This is a genomic window from Streptomyces sp. NPDC086989, assembly GCF_044745505.1.
Lineage (GTDB): Bacteria > Actinomycetota > Actinomycetes > Streptomycetales > Streptomycetaceae > Streptomyces.
The window spans coordinates 371,693-388,107 of the sequence record NZ_JBIVAL010000008.1 but is presented as its reverse complement, the minus strand read 5'-3'; the positions used below and the strand labels follow the sequence as shown (position 1 = coordinate 388,107).

The 16,415-nt window shown below is 69.9% G+C and carries 19 protein-coding genes; 8 read left to right on the top strand and 11 right to left on the bottom strand.

Features of this window, described 5'->3' with window-relative positions:
* Positions 1 to 291: 291 nt before the first annotated feature.
* Positions 292 to 870, top strand: coding sequence for a CHAP domain-containing protein (locus ACIPK4_RS22070; RefSeq protein WP_402315077.1), 579 nt, complete (start codon positions 292 to 294; stop codon positions 868 to 870).
* A gap of 72 nt (positions 871 to 942) precedes the next feature.
* Here the strand turns inward: ACIPK4_RS22070 and ACIPK4_RS22065 are convergent, their stop codons facing one another.
* Positions 943 to 1,947, bottom strand: a complete 1,005-nt coding sequence (locus ACIPK4_RS22065; protein ID WP_402315075.1) for an RICIN domain-containing protein — start codon at positions 1,945 to 1,947, stop codon at positions 943 to 945.
* Between the two features lie 324 nt (positions 1,948 to 2,271).
* Positions 2,272 to 3,816, bottom strand: coding sequence for a hypothetical protein (locus tag ACIPK4_RS22060; protein ID WP_402315074.1), 1,545 nt, complete (start codon positions 3,814 to 3,816; stop codon positions 2,272 to 2,274).
* Positions 3,817 to 4,187: 371 nt separating this feature from the next.
* Here ACIPK4_RS22060 and ACIPK4_RS22055 point away from each other — a divergent pair, with 371 nt between their 5' ends.
* Together ACIPK4_RS22055 and ACIPK4_RS22050 are read left to right on the top strand one after the other, a co-directional pair.
* Complete coding sequence (locus ACIPK4_RS22055; RefSeq protein WP_054222984.1) at positions 4,188 to 4,463, top strand: hypothetical protein; 276 nt, start codon at positions 4,188 to 4,190, stop codon at positions 4,461 to 4,463.
* A 415-nt stretch (positions 4,464 to 4,878) separates the two neighbouring features.
* Positions 4,879 to 5,364 carry a hypothetical protein gene (locus ACIPK4_RS22050; protein ID WP_402315072.1) on the top strand — a complete coding sequence of 162 codons (486 nt, stop codon included), beginning with the start codon at positions 4,879 to 4,881 and terminating at the stop codon, positions 5,362 to 5,364.
* A 118-nt stretch (positions 5,365 to 5,482) separates the two neighbouring features.
* On the opposite strand, the gene ACIPK4_RS22045 is transcribed toward ACIPK4_RS22050, so the two are convergent.
* On the bottom strand, positions 5,483 to 5,716 hold the full coding sequence (locus tag ACIPK4_RS22045) for a hypothetical protein (RefSeq protein WP_402315070.1): 234 nt from the start codon (positions 5,714 to 5,716) through the stop codon (positions 5,483 to 5,485).
* 271 nt (positions 5,717 to 5,987) lie between these two features.
* Between ACIPK4_RS22045 and ACIPK4_RS22040 the strand changes: the two genes are divergently transcribed.
* Entirely contained in the window at positions 5,988 to 6,251 is a 264-nt protein-coding gene (locus ACIPK4_RS22040; RefSeq protein WP_054222982.1) for a GlsB/YeaQ/YmgE family stress response membrane protein, read from the top strand.
* Positions 6,252 to 6,638: 387 nt separating this feature from the next.
* On the opposite strand, the gene ACIPK4_RS22035 is transcribed toward ACIPK4_RS22040, so the two are convergent.
* Positions 6,639 to 7,124, bottom strand: a complete 486-nt coding sequence (locus ACIPK4_RS22035; RefSeq protein ID WP_402315068.1) for a DUF488 domain-containing protein — start codon at positions 7,122 to 7,124, stop codon at positions 6,639 to 6,641.
* A gap of 14 nt (positions 7,125 to 7,138) precedes the next feature.
* Positions 7,139 to 7,387, bottom strand: a complete 249-nt coding sequence (locus tag ACIPK4_RS22030; RefSeq protein WP_402315067.1) for a type II toxin-antitoxin system RelE/ParE family toxin — start codon at positions 7,385 to 7,387, stop codon at positions 7,139 to 7,141.
* 279 nt (positions 7,388 to 7,666) lie between these two features.
* Here ACIPK4_RS22030 and ACIPK4_RS22025 point away from each other — a divergent pair, with 279 nt between their 5' ends.
* On the top strand, positions 7,667 to 8,227 hold the full coding sequence (locus ACIPK4_RS22025; protein WP_402315066.1) for a hemerythrin domain-containing protein: 561 nt from the start codon (positions 7,667 to 7,669) through the stop codon (positions 8,225 to 8,227).
* Positions 8,228 to 8,420: 193 nt separating this feature from the next.
* Positions 8,421 to 8,927, top strand: a complete 507-nt coding sequence (locus ACIPK4_RS22020; RefSeq protein WP_402315064.1) for a hypothetical protein — start codon at positions 8,421 to 8,423, stop codon at positions 8,925 to 8,927.
* Positions 8,928 to 9,183: 256 nt separating this feature from the next.
* Here the strand turns inward: ACIPK4_RS22020 and ACIPK4_RS22015 are convergent, their stop codons facing one another.
* Complete coding sequence (locus ACIPK4_RS22015) at positions 9,184 to 9,993, bottom strand: aminoglycoside phosphotransferase (protein WP_376191408.1); 810 nt, start codon at positions 9,991 to 9,993, stop codon at positions 9,184 to 9,186.
* Between the two features lie 622 nt (positions 9,994 to 10,615).
* Positions 10,616 to 10,954 carry a hypothetical protein gene (locus ACIPK4_RS22010; RefSeq protein WP_402315062.1) on the bottom strand — a complete coding sequence of 113 codons (339 nt, stop codon included), beginning with the start codon at positions 10,952 to 10,954 and terminating at the stop codon, positions 10,616 to 10,618.
* An 11-nt stretch (positions 10,955 to 10,965) separates the two neighbouring features.
* On the opposite strand from ACIPK4_RS22010, the gene ACIPK4_RS22005 reads away from it, so the two are divergent.
* Positions 10,966 to 11,442: a winged helix-turn-helix transcriptional regulator gene (locus ACIPK4_RS22005; protein WP_402315060.1), complete on the top strand. Its 477-nt coding sequence runs from the start codon at positions 10,966 to 10,968 to the stop codon at positions 11,440 to 11,442.
* Between the two features lie 134 nt (positions 11,443 to 11,576).
* On the top strand, positions 11,577 to 12,158 hold the full coding sequence (locus ACIPK4_RS22000) for a DUF2231 domain-containing protein (RefSeq protein ID WP_402315058.1): 582 nt from the start codon (positions 11,577 to 11,579) through the stop codon (positions 12,156 to 12,158).
* Positions 12,159 to 12,792: 634 nt separating this feature from the next.
* On the opposite strand, the gene ACIPK4_RS21995 is transcribed toward ACIPK4_RS22000, so the two are convergent.
* The 4 genes from ACIPK4_RS21995 to ACIPK4_RS21980 form a co-directional block, all read right to left on the bottom strand.
* The gene (locus ACIPK4_RS21995; RefSeq protein ID WP_402315056.1) at positions 12,793 to 13,095 is read right to left on the bottom strand and encodes a DUF6479 family protein; all 303 of its coding nucleotides are present in this window, start codon (positions 13,093 to 13,095) and stop codon (positions 12,793 to 12,795) included.
* A 338-nt stretch (positions 13,096 to 13,433) separates the two neighbouring features.
* A complete protein-coding gene (locus ACIPK4_RS21990; RefSeq protein ID WP_402315054.1) occupies positions 13,434 to 14,441 on the bottom strand; it encodes an ATP-dependent DNA ligase in 1,008 nt (335 codons plus the stop codon).
* Positions 14,438 to 14,704, bottom strand: a complete 267-nt coding sequence (locus tag ACIPK4_RS21985; RefSeq protein ID WP_402315052.1) for a hypothetical protein — start codon at positions 14,702 to 14,704, stop codon at positions 14,438 to 14,440. Before ACIPK4_RS21985 ends, ACIPK4_RS21990 begins: the two co-directional genes overlap by 4 nt.
* 310 nt (positions 14,705 to 15,014) lie before the next feature.
* Positions 15,015 to 16,379, bottom strand: coding sequence for an NAD(P)/FAD-dependent oxidoreductase (locus ACIPK4_RS21980; RefSeq protein ID WP_402315050.1), 1,365 nt, complete (start codon positions 16,377 to 16,379; stop codon positions 15,015 to 15,017).
* Positions 16,380 to 16,415: the final 36 nt, after the last annotated feature.

The window sequence follows — 16,415 nt, the reverse complement described above, 5'->3', positions numbered from 1 at the left end:
CGCCGGGCTCGTTCGGCTGGAGCACCCGCAAGTCGCGGGGTGAGCCCGGCTTTTGCGCCGAGCACGGTGGGCGCCACGTCGTAGCGCCGCACCGAATCCGGAGGGGTGTCCGCGACGTACTCGCTGTCCGGGACCTACTCGCTGTCCGGGACGTACTCACTGAGCTGCACGGACAGGGCCCGGACAGTCCCGGACGGCGGACCGCTTGGTCGTGCCGCATCGCCTCGTCGAGAGTTCTGCCATCCCAGCGAACAGCCGTGCGAGCCGCGGCTCTCGACGATGGAGTCAGTCATGCGAAAGTTCACGTCCCTCGCGGCCAAGGGCGCCGTGATCACCCTGCTCGCCGGTACCGCGATAGCCACTCCAGGCGTCGCCAACGCCCAGGCGTCTTCGTTAGGAACACAGATCGCCGCCACCGCCAAGGGGCAGATCGGCGCCGGACCGTGCGGGCTGAACGGCAAGGGAAGCTACTGGGGCCGGGGCACGGCCCAGACGGGCAGTTGCGGACCGAACCACTCCGAAGCGCACCCGTGGTGCGCTGACTTCGTCGGATGGGTGTGGTGGAAGAACGGCGTCGGCGGCAAGATGAGCAAGCTCAACAACCTCGCCTCCAGCTTCACCGCGTACGGTTCGATGCACTCGACGCCGAAGGTCGGTGATGCGATCCTCTACAACCAGCACACTCCGAGGATCGATGACGACCACGTCGCCATCGTGGTGGCCATCTCAGGCTCGAAGATCAGCGTGGTGGGTGGCAACCAGGGGGAACCCGGCAGTGTGAGCCCCCGCACCTGGGCCTCGTACAAGGTCGGAACCTGGGTCAACCCCGAGCAGAGGATCAGCGGTTACGTAACACCGGTGGCCGGCTGAGCGCAAGCGTGACCCGCCGCTCCCATCGGGTGGCGGGTCACCCGTCCCGAACGGGTGTCGCGCGCTCCTCCGTCAGCTCGGGCCTGCGGTCTGCGGGAGCAGGTCGATGAGGAAGCTCTGACCGGGTTGGTCGCCGCAGGGTTGCTGAACGGCTTCGGCTCCCGCGGTCGTCTCGCCGTCGGGGATCCCCAGGCACAGTGCGGTGTGTGCCCGCCGCAGCCGGTAGCCCTCCTGCGCCGTCGAACCGAAGCGTTCGACCCGGAAGAGCTGGGCGTCCTTGTCGGCCAGGCAGTTCTCCTGCGGCTCCACCAACCCCTTGGCGGGGCCGCTGTCGAGGATGGTCAGGCAGCCCATCGCCTTGCTGCTCGGGTGCTCCCACTTGACGTAAGCCAGGTCGTCGTCGCCCGGCTGGATGAACGAGCGCGGGCCGGGCTCTGCGCAGGGGCGTTGGACCGCCACCTCGGACCGGTATCGGCCGGAGCGCTCTTTCCCTGCCGTGAGGCACAGCTCCGGGGACCGCGCCGGGCGGATACGTACCCAGGAGCCGGCGGAGACCACGGGAAGTAAGGCGGGTGGCCGGCCGGTGACGGTGCCCACCGCGTGTGAACCGGAGGATGGGAGATGGCTGATCAGCAGGACACCTGCCGCGAGGGCTGCCGTCAGCGTCAGCCCGGCCACCGCGAAGGCGAGCCGTCTGCGGTGGCCGGATCCGGCCGACGGCGACCGCTTCTGGGCAATACCGGCGGCGGCGTCCGGGGGGACCTCCTGATGGGCCTCCTGGTGGGCGTCCCGGTGGGCGTCCGCGCTCGCCAACAGCGCCCAGGCCTCCATCCATTCCGCGGATCGGTCCTCCTCACCACAGGCCCGGACGAACGCGGCGACCGTCTCGCGGCGCGGCAGGGTGCGTTTGCGCAGAAGGTCGGCGACGGTACTCCGGGGCAAGACGTCACCCCGGGCCGCAGCGCGGCTCTCCAGCTGCCGCAGGGTCAGGCCGGACCGGGCCTTGAGCCCTCGCAACGCCGCGGTGAACTCTGCGACGGTGCGTATGGCGGCGGGCTGTAAGTCGATCTCATCCATCCGAACAGGAATAGTGCACGGCACGATGGCGGGCAACGGGGTCACCGGCCGACCACACGAGTTCCTGGAGTCGTCGACGACTGCACGGTGCAGCGAGGCCGGGCATTCCGGACGTTCGCGTCGCGCTCCCCCGAGACTTACGAACTCACCCGAGCGGACGACCACCCGCGCGCGCCCCGGTGAACAGTTCCGCGACAAGAATGCCAGCGGGGCTCGCGGCACATCGCTGTCGCCGAACCCGCGTCGAACAGCACACGGTCGTACCCGCCCACTCCGCGCAGGGCCTTCGAGAGTCCGGTCCCCACTGGCTCCGCCGGGTTTACGTTACGGCCTCTCGGCGGACCGGCGGAGCAGGGCAACAGGTTGATCGACCGACGTAGACCTGGTCTTCATCCCGTACGGTTCCTGCTCGTCCTCGCTGAGCACCTCCCGACTGTCCGGGTCGCGGGCGATGTGGACCTGCATGTAGGGGATGGTGTCTCCGGGCGCGAAAAGCTTGCCCTCACGCCATTTCGGCATCACCCACCACATCGCCACCCAGTCAGGAGCCTGAATCATGTTCATGATCGCGCTGCTCCGGTAGATCTTCGAACGGTAGCGGAAGAAGTCGTCGCCCGGGTTCGCGAGCCACGACGGGGCGTTCCAGACGTGCCTGCGATCGGCGGAATCCACGTCCCACGAGTACTCGATGGACTGCGCGTAGCTGTTGGCGAGCTTGCAGCGGTCGGCCCGGATGAATGAGATCGCCGCGTCCAGCTCAACGCGCCCCTGGCCTGCCTCCTTGAGCGGGACTTCGATGACGGCCTGTTTCGAGAAGTCGTCGCCGGGGTCCAGACGGCTGCCCGCAGAGGTGATCTGCCCTGCCGCCAGTAGGCGGGCGGGGGCGTTGAAGTCCTCGTAGCGGTGGGTGTCCCAACCGTCGCCCAGTTCGTCCCGCCACCTTGTGAATCCAGTGCCCTTCTCACGGAAGGTGCTCGGCCAGATCGTGGCCGTCCATTGCGTTCCCACCACGAAGATGCTGATGGATCCCTCGTTACGGAACGTGATGTGCGCCGGTACGTACAGGCTGGTGCGGGCGGCGTTGAGGGTGGGTTTCCCGAACGAGACCATGAACGGGACTTTGGGCGGGGCGACGTAGGGGATGTACATGGCCGAGTACGCCACGCTCGTCGAGCCGATGAGAGCCGACAGAGCGACCCCGGTCGCGAAACTCTTCGGGTACGGGATACCGCGCCAGACCTTGTGCCGGCTCACCTCCCACAGCGCCCAGCCCGACCACGCCACGAGCAAGACCCACAGCCAGAGCAGCCCTGCGCGGTAGCCGCCCTCCCATTGCAGGATCAGGAACATCAGACTGGTGACCGCCACGATGACGACCCCCACCAGCACGCACTGCCCCGCGTAACGGGTGGCCCGCTTGCCCCAGTAGTCAAGGACTGCCGCTGCCGCAACCGTCTCCACCAGCGCAGCGGCCGAAAACAAGACACCCATGACCCGCCCCCCGAAGGTGAGTGCTCTGAGAGTGTCTGTCAGCCCCACCCGGAAGAGCACCGCGGCGGACACCAGCAGCCCAAGCATCATGAGACAGGCTTGGATGCGCCTCCACCAGCGACGGTCCGGCCACAGCCCCGGATCGGCCCGCCAGCGGACCTGCCCGGGATGGCCGAGGTCGATGTCGGCGGGTACTCCAGCTTTTCGCAACACCCGCCGGAGGTCCCGGGGGGACCACGCCCGACCCACGGTCTTCCCCGCGACGCTGACCTCGCGCAGGCCCCGGCTGTCAGGTGCGTGCACGATGACCCGCGGTCCGCTGGACGTCATGTCTTCAGGATCGATGGGCCGCGAGAGGATCGCAGCCAGCATGGGCATCCGGGTGAGCGAGTGTGTCGGCGACGCCGTTGTCCTGCCCTTGAAAGACACACGGCCTGGCTGAAGGCCCAAACCGGCCGGGAAACGGATAGCGCCGCTTCAGGCCCCCTTCACCGGAGGAGTGCGCGCGCCCGCTGAGGATCGCCCGGTCGTGCCGTCACAGGTGGCCCGCATCCGCCACGCACGCTGACTCCTGCGCGACCCGGACCACCGCCACGAGATCAGCAACCGTTGCGCCCGATGAGCCGAATCCCCATCTGAGCTCGCCGCGACGCAGAGGTGCCGGCGTGGGTTTGGGGTGCTGCGATCGGGCAGACGCGGGGTGCTCGGCGGTGAACGTTCGCCCGGACACGGGTGCAAGGAGTGTCCCCATGATCCTCATACTCGGAATCATCATTCTGCTCCTCGCCGTGATCGTGGCTTTGGCCGGAGTGTTCGGCAACGCCGGCTCGTCCCATGATCTCGTCAGCGGCGGCGACTTCTCTGTCTTCGGCTACCACGCGACTGGCTCCACGGGATCCCTCTTCCTCGCCGGGATCATCGTGGGAGCAGTGGCGCTCGCAGGCCTGGCCCTGGTGATGATCGGAGTCCGCCGATCCGAGGGCGGCCACAGCGGCCGGCGCCATTGGTTCGGACGTCGCGGCTGAGATCGCCCAGGGCCGACCGCCGGCAGGTGGCACGCCACGCCCAGGAGGTCCCCGATCCGATCGCGGACCCGTTGAGGCCGCGACCGCGCATGCGCCGGCTGCACCCCGAGGCTGGATCCAGACCTGCTGCAACGCACCGGGCACCCATGCTGCTGGCGGTCGGTCACGCGGCACGAGTGCGGGTTCTGCCAGTCCGGGCTGTTCGTGGCCTGGGTCCCGGACACCTGGACTCGCGGGCAGCGGCGAAAACGGCCCGGTCCGGGGCGGAAGATCCTGACCGCAGCGGCCCCGTAAGTGATCTTGATTGCCCGCCGCGCGGCGCCCCGGCCGCCAGCGCGATCGCCGCACGCCACCCGGCCGCCTTGGCGGCGTGTGGCGGACGGGTACGGTCCGCTGCTCGGGGCACACGGACCTCATGCAGGCACAACACGCGCGACTCAAGAGCACCACCCTGTCCGGCCCGGCCACGACCGTGCCCTCGCCGTCCCGTTCCGCCGGTGGCAAACACGCTCGGCACGGGGGACTCACCGCCCGGCTGCGGCGGCGGCTCCTCGCCTACAAGGCCGTGGACTTCCTCTCCACCCACATCCCCGACACTTCAGGACCGGGCGAGGAATGCCTGCTCCTGGTGAACGTGCGCCAGGTCGTCGGCCAAGTCCGCTACCGGTTCTGCCCCTCCTGCGCCTCCGGCGTCATCATCGCCATCACGATCAACAAGCCATTCCGCAACACCGGCCTGGGCACTCGAGCGCTCTCTCACCTCCGCGCACGCCACCCAGGGACCACGTGGCTCAGCGCCCCGGACACCGGCGTCGGCATCGAGGACGACCTCCTGCTCCGCATGCGCATGCCCACCGTCACCTCCGCACCGCCATGCCCCCATGCTGGGCCTCTCACGTGAACCGGGTACAGCTCAGCCGTCGTTCCGGCAGACCTCTGCGCGAGTGCGAGACGCCCTGCCCCGGACTGCGCCGGAGTTCGCGCACCCACCGGTCCCGCGGCTCGTATCCACACCGCGGTCAGCGGCCCTCCAGATCACCCCTGATCAGGGCCACGGCGGAGGCCAGCCGGCTGATGCCCTTCTGCACCTCTCGGATACCCTCCGAAGCCCTGGGCTCGTCTTTCGCCTGGGTCCCGGCTACGCATTCGCCGCCCCCGTGCTCGAAAGCCACCAGGGCATCGTTCCAGAAGCTCCGGGCGTCATCGCTGGGAATGGTGCCGAGCTTCTTGGCTTTCGCCGCCTCGGCCAGCAACTCCTCGGCCGGAGTCGAAGCACACCCCGCCAGGACACCCCCCCTCGGCAGACGAACACCGGAACTTCTCGCACCTTGACCACCGGAACGGAGCACTTCGGCTGCGGGCCGCCTTGGCGGAGACATCGCGTCCCCGCGGTTCTCCAGGACAGCGGTTGGCGCAGCTGGCTGCCGGACGTCCGGGAGATGCCCGCCGCCGCGTCGGTACGGTTTGATGCACAACGCGCGGGAAAAGGACATACAGGAAATTCTTGCTGGACAGGGGGCCGCTATGGGCATCCTCGGATGGATTCTGGTGGGACTGGTTGCCGGAATCATCGCGAAGCTTCTGATGCCGGGCCGTGATCCCGGTGGCTGCGTCGTGACGCCGCTGATCGGCATCGCCGGTGGGCTTCTCGGCGGGTGGCTCGGCAAGATCATATTTGGGGTCGACTCGATCGACGGGTTCTTCGAGCTCTCCACGTGGATCGCGGCAATCGTCGGATCCCTGATCATCTTGCTGATCTACCGGCTGATCGTAGGCAGAAAGCAGTGAAGTGCCTATCGTCGGACGCCGCACGCGCAGGAAGATCAGGCGGGGTGTGATTCGCCGTCTGGCTCCGCATTCCGTCGTTCGCCGGACGGTCATGGGAGCGACGGTGTGCGGGGCCGGCGCGACGCTGTGGCTGGGGCGGCGGCTGGCGAAGGGCCTGCTGCGAAGGACGCTGCCGGGGTGACCGCCGGCCGGGGCGGGCTGCCCAAGTCCGCGTTCCCAGAAGCTGCACGGCTGCCCGGCCGGCCGGTGGCGCCTGCCTGAGCACGAAGGCGGCTCAAGGGGCGAACCACGGAGGCGCACCTCGGCGATCAGCCAGTCGGGGTCGCGGCGCCTGGGAATGGCCGTGAGGGGTAGCGGCTATCGGCGGGCGCCGAGGAGGGCAACGGTTCAGCTCGGGAGGATGTGCGTGACCGGCAGGGCGTGCTCGGCGTACAAGCGTGCGGCCACGATCGAGCGGTGGCATGCCTCCGGATCGCGTTCGACGCAGAACAGGGCGGTCACCGAGCCGCTGGGAAGCTCGGCCACAAGTGCGTCCAGGTCGAAGGGGTCGAGGATCTCACGGGTGTAGCGCTCGGTGTATTCGGGTGCCAGCGCGATGCGGTTGCGTTTGCCCACGCCTTGGCGGTCGTCCTCGCGATACTGGAGCTGGCGCAGTTCCGTCGTCGGCGCCAGCGCTTTCACGTGCCGGTAGCCCACGTTCGCCGCGGCGAGCGCGCGCTGGAGTCGGCCCGAGTTCGCCCACGAGTATTCCGGACCTCGCACGGCGCGCCGCTGGCGAAGGTCGAGCAGCAGCCCCACGCCCTCTCCGAAGAGATGCTCCAGGAAGTCCTTGCTCGTGAAGCCGTAGACGCCGATCGTCGCGATGCGTCGCATGCAGCACCCCGAGGTCATCCGAGGCGGCCGACGTGCTTGATGATGACCGCTGCCGGAGCCGTGGTGATCGCGTACAGGACGCGGTAGCGGCCGATGTGGATGCGGCACAGCCCTCGGCCGTGGAGGGCTGCGCCCTGTGGGCGGGGCTGCACGGAAAGGCAGTCAACCGCGTACAGCAGCAGCCGCAGGCCGTCCGGATCATCGGCGAGGTGCCGGGCCGCCCCGCAGAGGGCGGCCTCGTCCCAGACGATGCCGTACGTCATCGGTCGTGCACCTCCACACGAGCACGGGGGCCGAGCCACCAGGCCTGCCCGTCCGGGAGTGCCCGGGGCCGGAAGGGCACCTCCGGCGGGCCTGACCACCCACTCACTGGGGCGCCTGCCCGTAGCAACCGGTCCTACGCCGGCGGAGTGAGCACCCCACCTCGGGCCGCGCGGTTGCTGCTGATCCAAGCGGGTGAGTCGCGTTGCACGGCCGGACCCAGCGGGGAACCCATCGAGGTCAGGCGGGGTGAGCCCGTCCCGGACGACAAGGGAGACGATATGGGGCACGGCGGAAACGTGATCGAGGAGCTGATGGCCGATCACCGAGAGGTGGAGGAGATGTTCGCCCGCATCCAGGCCATGACCGGCTCCGGGCAGCAGCTTCGTGACCTCATCGACGAGATCACCATCGAGCTGGTACGACACTCGGTCGCCGAGGAGCAGTACCTCTACCCGGCAGTACGCGAGCATGTCGAAGGCGGCGGCCTGATGGCGGACAAGGAGCTCGAGGATCACGGGCGCGTAGAGAAGATCCTCAAACAACTGGAGAAGATGGACACCGACGACACCCGGATGAGCACTGTCCTCCACCAGCTCATGCAGGAAGTGGCTTCGCACGTCCAGGACGAGGAGAACAACCTCTTCCCGATGCTGAGAAGGGCCTGCAGCCCGGAGCAGCTGGACGATCTCGGTGACAAGATCCGTCGCGCCAAGGCAATGGCACCCACCCGGCCACACCCCGCAGCGCCCAGCACCCCCATGGCCAGCAAGCTCCTCGCGCCAGGGGCCGGCCTGGTCGACCGGGCGCGCGACTTCGTGACGGGCCGCGGCAAGTCCTGACAACCATGCGATGGCGGTTCCGCACGCCCTCGTGCGGAACCGCCATCGTTCGGTCGGAAGGTGACTGGCGTCATGTCGCGCGCCCACCGCTCCGGTCTACGCTGGTCGGTCACAGGCGGAGCAGCGCGGCTTCGCGCCGCAGCTCGCTGGTTCCGTCGCAGGGCAGTGCGAGCCCCCCTCAGAGGAATCCGCCGTGTCCGCCGATCTCACCCCCGTCATAGCCGCTGCCACGCGGTGGCTGCTGACCGCTTTCCCGCCCTCCCCCGGGGGCTTCAGCCTGGCCTTGGCCGAGGCTCAGGGCAGGCAGGCCACCACCCTTGCCGCCGCCCTGCGCTATCCCAGCGCTCTCGACGCCGAGCTGCTGGAACTTCTGGGACCGGGCGGAAGCGACCGACTGGACTGGCTGACCGGCGCCGAGCACGACAGTGACACCGCCGACACCGCCTGGCGCACGTGGGTGGACGAAACGATCGTCAGCTGGGCCGCCTGCTTCCTCGCCGATCCCGTCCTCGCCGACAAGGCCCACGCGCTCGCCGACAGCAGCCTGCCCGGCGAGCTGGGTCGCCTCACACAGCCGGGCAGCCACGAGTACGACGCCGCTCCCCTGCTGCGCCACCCCGACCTCCTGGAGCCGGTCGCCGCCCTCCACCGGGAAGACCTGCTGGAACTGCTGGAGAACCAGAACGTCCCCCTGGGATAGACCGGCCCGTTGCGTACGGCCGTCGCTCGACCGCCACGGCCTCAGCGCCGACTACACGTACGCCACATCCGGTCACTCTCCGCAATTCCTGCGGTGGTCAAGCTGCGCTGTGGGACCAGGCGCTGCACGGTGACGTGACGACCCCGAGGGGCCCCACCGCGGCCCGCCCTGCCCGTCTCACGGACGAAGCATCGCCAGGTACGGTGCCCGGTGCGGCACCGGGTGGCCGCGCCGGGTGCCGCGCCGCTGCGCACTGTCAGCTCCAGTACTCGGCCCACGCACGGGCAGCGGTAATCGTTTCGTCCACTTCCGTCATGCCGTGCTCCCGCCAGTCTTCCCAGGAACCCGCCTCCGCCTCCGTGAGGACCCGCACCCCCTCGCGCGGAGCCCTCGCGAACGCGGGGACGGTCCGCGCCCAGCGCGCCGCCTCCTCAACGGTCTGCTTGCCGTCCAGCACCAACCGGAATCCCCACAGCGCCGCGTCGATCCAGGCGGGGCCGCGCATCGCCCACGCCCAGTCGATCATCCACACCCGACCGCTTCGCTCGACCATGAAGTTGGTGGCGGCCGGGTCGGAGTGCACCAGCCGGTCACCTCTCAGGAGCGGTTCGTCGGCCGGGTCGCAGTACTCGCCCCACCGGTCCCACGGCGTCAGCCGAACCTCGTCGGGTGCCGGGAGCAAGCTCAGCTGGCGCAGGACCGCGGCAACCGGCTCCAGGTGGTCACCGTCATCGCCGAAATGCGCCCATGCGGACGCGTGGGCGCCCTCGAAGCAGAGCAGCAGCCACCCACCTGCCTCCTCCTGCCACAACAGCCTCGGGGCGATGCCGGGAACGAACGGGGCGACAGCCGCCTCGGCCTGCAGCTCGCCGATCCGCTCGTGGTCCAGCGGCAGCCCCTTGACGAACACCATCTCCGGGCCGGACGGCGGCCAGAAAAGCGACGCCAGCGCGGAGCTGGTTCCGGACTCCACCTCGGCTCTCGGGCAGTCCTCCCCTACGCGGGCGGCGATGGCCTGCCGGGTTGCCTCGGGAAGCTCCTCGAACGGGAGCCGATCAACGCGCATGCCCGGTCAGTTCCCCGGCTGGGGCTGCTGTGGGTGGTTCGGCGGGAACGGCGGGTTCTTGTCCGGCCGCGTGGGAGGGCCGGTGGACGGACGCCCCGGCGGCGGCTTGGACGAGGGCCCGGGAGACGACGGGCGCCGGTCGAGAAGAGGAATGGTCACGGCGGCGAAACTACCGACCGCGGGCTGGCCGCCGCCGGGCTTTGACGGGATCGGGGGCAAAGGCGGTCACCTGTCCCGAGGCCGGCAGCACTGGTACGGACCCGAGGCCGGCAGCACTGGTACGGCGCGGACCCCCCGTACGGGCAGACGAAGCGATCCGGCCGGCCGGCTGCGCCCGTCCACCCCGGCGGCCTCCGGCAGCTGCACGAACTGCTCCCCGGGAGCCCGGATTTGAGGCAGCGTCGCGGTGACGGCTCCAGGGGCACCACCTGCCATCCCGCCAACCTTCGGAGCAGTCCCTCCAGATCGCGCTCGCCGTCGCGGGTCTGGGCACCGTGGGCCAGTCCACCGCGGATCAACTGCTCGGCCGCGGGCCGAACGATCTGGCCCGACCAGGCGTCGTGCTCCCGTAGCAGACCCTCCGTCAGGTCATCCGGGGCAATGGCGCGTTTGGCCGCCGCGATCACGCCTGCGGGCAAAGCGCCGATGTTGCGGGCGAGCCGATGGCCGCGAACGCCATGTCCGCGGCCGTGACGAACTCCGCCCCTCCGCCGCGCGCCATCCCGGCCAGCTTGACGATCGTCACCTGGGGCTGGTGTCGCAGCAGCTCTCCCAGAGCCTGGAAGACGTTGACGCCGTCGGGAAGATCGGCCGCGAGTTCGTCGAAGGCGTCTGGCGTGTCCACGAGCGACATGTCGACGTGGGCTATGAAGAACTCCGGGTCGGCGCTGTCGAACACGATCACCCAGGTCGCGTAGGCGTCGTGGTTAATGAAGATCTCCGAGCGGTACCCGGTATGCACCTAGGTTCCTGATGCCTACTCACAGCTCACAGTGTGGTGGCGGGCGACCGGCGTCAATAACGCACTTTCGGCATCTCAAGGTCGCGAAGGATACCTACCTGGCCACTTCCCCAACCGACGCCTACGCCGGCAGCGGCATCGTCTACCGGTCCGATTGCCCCAGCCGCCCGATCCTCGACCAGATCGCTGGCAAGTGGTCGATGATGGTGATGGCAGTCCTTGACGAGCCCCGCCGGTTCAACGAGATCAAGCGACGCCTCGAAGGCGTGACCCAGCGGGTCCTGACCCAGACCCTGCGCCGCCTGGAACGCAACGGGATGGTCGTCCGCCGCGTCCTGCCCACCTCGCCGGTCGGGGTCGAGTACTCCCTCACGCCACTCGGCGAATCCCTGCGGGAGCCGTTCGGCCGGTTGCACGCATGGACGGTCGAGCACACGGACGAAATCCGAGCACACCAAACGGACTACGACCGACGCGTTCAGAACTGAGAAGGCGGGCGGTCGCGCCGACCCCCGCGTCGGCGGCGGGCTGAGACCGTGACTCCCCCATTCGGCGGACCTGTCGTTCGGGTGCAGTCATGGCCAGGGTGGGATGGCGTCGAGGGAGCGGGTAGGCGTCGTATATGAACTCACCGATCCATAACACCTCGCCCACGGCCAGGCCGATCGCAGCCCTCGACACTGCCTCCGCATGCTGGCTGAAGACTCTGGACCAGCTCGAACGGACAACGGTCGCCGATCCGGTCATCCGGGTGCTCCAGCGGGGAATCCGCTCACTCCCCCTGGGCGCTGCGCGCGATCTGCTGCGCGGCAGGCCGCTGGGGCACCCCGTGCACCCTGTGCTCGTGCAGGTACCCATCGGCTGCTGGCTGTCGGCCTCCGTGCTCGACTTCGTGCCGGGGGCCCACCACGCGACGAGCGTCCTGACCGCCGTCGGACTGGCGGGCGTCGCCCCGGCCGCGGTCGCAGGCTGGGCGGACTGGGCGGACCTGCCGCCCGAGCAGGCCCGGGTCGGCCTGGTCCACGCGGCCTCCAACGTGGCCGCGGTGGCCTGCTACACCGCCTCACTGGCTGCGCGGCTCCGCGGCCGCTCGGCGAGGGGCCGCGTGTGGGCCCTGGGTGGGATGGCTGCCGTAGCCGTCAGCGGTGCGCTGGGCGGGCACGTGGCTTACCGACAGGCCGTCGGAGCGCACGCCGCGCCCTGAAAGGATCGCTGTGCCCCGCTCCATCCCCCTGCTGAGCCCGGGCCGGCGATCCGCCGGGCGTGCGGGCGCTCATGGCAGGGGGAAGGGGCCGTACCCCCGGTCGCACTCGCCCGGGGCGGCGAGCGTTGTATGGGTACTGCCCCATGACGCTGATCCCAGGCCGACCATCGCGGTATCCGAGAGTGCCTGCTGGGGCTCCTCGAAGCTTTCTTTCACGGGCTTCGGACTTCGGTTTCATCGCCGGACGGCTGCCGACGTCGGCACCGGGCTCCCAGCATCAGCGGTGGCTTGCCGTGCCGAGCCGGCAACAGGCGTCTGGCCTGCGGCTTCATAAGCCTCTCGCGCGGCGGGACGCCGGTCGAGGGTGTGCCGAATTCTCCGGCGAGCAGGCCTGGCGGAGGCGGGCTTCGTCTTCTCCCGGGCCCGTAACTGCTACTCGACCTCTGCTCTGGCTCGGTGGAGCCGGGCGTCGAGGTCGATGCGATCGCTGAGGCGGGTGGGTTCCCCCTTTGATCGCTGCCGCTGGCTCGCAATAGGTCAGCGGGGCCGAGACCTCCCCGGGGGCTGGAAGTGGCGTCAAACCCCGCCCCATGCGTTGAGTGCGCGGCGATGGCGGAGAGACCTACGTGCCTGCTCAATCCTGCGTCTCGTCGCGAGGGGGCGCGGCGGGCCGGGAACCGAGGTTGCCGTAGCCCTTCATCTCATGCGGGGACAGCCTTCCAGCGCCATCCGGGAAGGCGTCCGGCTCCGGCTCGCGGTGCTCATCGACGTGGTGGGGGCGGGCGACGGTGCGGGACGCGGCCGTGGGGCCGGTTCGATCCGCGCGGCGCCTGATGCCCCACCAGACTGCCGCGATCAGGACCACGGCCACCACGACGCCGACGGCCAGGAGGCCGGCACCCGCGGTGCCGGCGGCCAGGAATGGGAATGAGAACACGGGGTCCGCCTCTCTTGTGCCTCGCCAGCGCCTGATAATGCATGCCGTCCGGGCGTTGCGGGTCGGCGCCGGCCGGCCAGTCTTTCCGTCCTTGCTGTTCAGCTTCTGTTCCACGCCGGGGGCGCCCGGCGTGGAATAGGCCGGATTTCACCGGGCGCCCGCGGGAAAGCAAGCAGGGGCAACCATGGTCATCGACCTCCGAGAGACCGGCTACCCCTCCGGCAGCTGCGCATGCACCTGGCATGTGGCCGCTTCCTCGGCCGCGGCAGGAATGCGCGAATTCGCACATCAGGTACCGGTCAAGCGGCCGAGACCGTCGGTGAGCGGCTCGGACGGTATTACGCGTCCGCGTACAAGGGAACCTCGGCGGCCGTCACGTCCAGGCGCAGTCGCTTGAAGCGGACCGGATGGCGGTAGACGCCTCCTCGGTTGACGGCGGTGTCGGCGCTGATCTCGGCGACCAGTTCCGGGGCGACCAGGGTCACCTTCAAGGCGTCCCGGCTTCCCCAGGCCGAGACGAATCGCATGCCCGTCCAGGGGTGTTCCGGAGTGGCTTCGGTGAGGTTGCCGCCGACCAGGCGGCTGGCCTCGGCGCGCAGGGGGCCGGTGCGGCCGATGGGCCGGAGGTGGCCCTGCGGGTCTCGGCGGCCGAGGAGGAGGAGCTGGGGGCGGATGGGTGTGCCCGTGATCGCGCCGATGATCGCTTCGGTGGTGTCGCGGCGGCGGAGTTTGTACCAGCCTCTGTGCCCTGGGTGATAGGGCTGGTTCAGGGCTTTGACCACGATGCCTTCGATGCCTGAGAGCTCGGTCCAGGTCTCCAGCCACTGCTCGGCCTTGATCAGGTCGGTGGTCATGGGGCAGAGCGTCCATGGGCTGGACAGCTCGTGGTCGGTGAAGAGGGCTTCGAGCCGCAGGCGGCGCTGCCGGTAGGGGTGACGCAGTAGCTCGATCCCGTCCTGCTGCAGGATGTCGAAGGCGACGAAGAATGCCGGCAGGGACTGGGTGAGGCCCTGCCGCGTGGTGCGGCCGCGGGCGGCCGTGCGCCGTTGGAGCCCCTCGAAGGAGAGCCGCCGGGTCTTGGTGTCCCAGACGACGAGCTCCCCGTCGAGGACCAGGCCGTCCGGGAGCTGCGCGGCGGCGGAGACGAGGTCGGGAAACCGGTCCTGAATCTGTAGGCCCCGCCGGGTCTGCACCACCGGCCCGCGTCCCGCCCGGGTGGAATTGAAGAGCAGGGCGCGGTAGCCGTCGAATTTCTGCTCGTAGGCGAGTTCGCCGATCGATGCGGTGCCCGGGACCGACTCCACGGCCTGCGCGAGCATCGGCTCGACCGGTGGCTGCAACGTCACCTGTTCCTCCCCCCTCTTTCGGGTCCTATGGAGGCCAGGGGCTTGAGCAGGCCGGCCCGGGTCATCGGGGAGCGGCCCGCGATTTCAGCCGCGGGGGCGCGGTCGACCAGGTACCCGTGCCGGCGCATCGCGAACGTCGCGGCGCCCTCTCCGCGCCGCAGCTGATGGAAGCGGATCGTGTGGCTGCGGGTGGCCGCGTAGAGGCGCACGGGCAGGCTGACCAGCCCGAACGGCATATTGCCGGCCCCCGCAGGACGGGCCACGCGGCTCACCTCCTCGCCCCTTTCTCGCTGGGCTTCCAGCGCCTACCCCACCCCCCGGCCCCTACGTCGAAGCCGGCTGATCGAGTGGGCGCGGTGCGGAGGCGGCCGCCCTGCGAGCTGCCCCTCTTGAGCGCGGATACCGGCACCGTGATAGCGGCACCGTGATACCGGCACCGCGTGAGAGAAAGGGTGACAACAGCGGTGGGGGTGAGTTGCAGAGAAACCACTGACGGCATCCCGCGCTGATGCGTGGACGCGTGGACGCGTGGACACCGCTCCAGGATGTCACGCAGGCGTCTGAGCGGAGCTGTCAGCGTCCGTCGGTCGCGGTGCGGGCCCGTACCTCCTCCGGGGTGAGGTACTGGTCGGTGTACTCGAAGTCGCGCAGCGTCCCCGGCTTGAACGTCTGGAAGCCGGTCCGGACGAAGTCGTCTCCGGCCACGGCGTTCAGGAGCCAGTTCGTCATCACCCGGGTCTTCGCGGCGCCGGTGCGCAGCGCCGCCCAGTGATAGCCGCGGGCCACAGCTTGGGCGGGTGTCCCACGCAGGTCGATGCCGAGCGGTCGGGAGACGCCGTCGCGGCCGCCGAGGTCGACGACCAGCCCGAGGTCCTTGTGGACGTACGGACGCAGCGGTGTGCCCCGCAGCGTGGCGACGACGTTGTCGGCGGCGACCCGGCCCTGGCGCGCGGCGTGCTGAGCCGTGGGGGGACACACCGCACCGTCCCCGTCGGCGGCGAGGTCGGGCACGGCGGCTGCGTCACCGAGGGCGAACGCGCCGACTGCCCCCGGTATGCGGAGATCAGGGGCGACGACGAGCCGGCCGCTCTTCGCTGTCTCGGCGCCCAGCGTGGCGATGAGCGGGCTCGCTGCGACGCCGGCCGTCCAGACGAGGGTGCGGCAGGGCAGCACGCGCCCGTCGGTGAGGGTGACTTCCTCGGGACCGGCCTTGGCGACCGAGACACCGAGCGAGACCTCGATGCCGCGGCGGCGCAGCACCTCGAGTGCGGCTCGGCCGAGGCGGTCGCCGAGCTCGGGCATCAGTTTCGGAGCCACGTCCACGAGGTGCCAGCTGATCTCGCGCCGGTCCAGCCGGGGGTAGCGGCCGACGGCATTCGCGGTGAGCCGCTCCAGGGAGGCGGCCGTCTCGGTGCCCGCGTAGCCGCCGCCCACCACCACGAAGCCGAGCCGGGAGGCCCGCTCCGGCGAGCCCGGTGCGGCGGCGTCGGCCAGGTCGAGCTGGGCGATCACGTGGTCACGCAGATAGGCCGCCTCCGCCAGCGTCTTCATGCCGCGGCCGTGCTCCGCCAGGCCGGGGATGTCGAACGTGCGGGTCACGCTCCCCGGTGCGAGCACCAGGTAGTCGTACGGCTGGTCCACCAACTCCCCGGTGATCTTGCGAATGACGCACACCTTGGCCCGGGTGTCCACGCCCACGGCCCCGCCGGGCACGATCCTGGTCCGGTGGCGCCGGCTGCGGCGCAGTGACACCGCCACTGACTGGGGGGTGAGCACCCCGGAGGCCACCTGCGGCAGCAGGGGCAGGTAGAGCTGGTACGAGAACGGGGTGACCAGCAGGATCTCCGCCTCCCCGGCTGACAGCGTCCGCTCCAGGCGGCGTACACAGGCGACGCCGGCGAAGCCCGCGCCGACCACCACGATCCTCGGTCGCGCCATGGTGTCCGTCCCTCCTCAGGTGTACGAATCACCAGA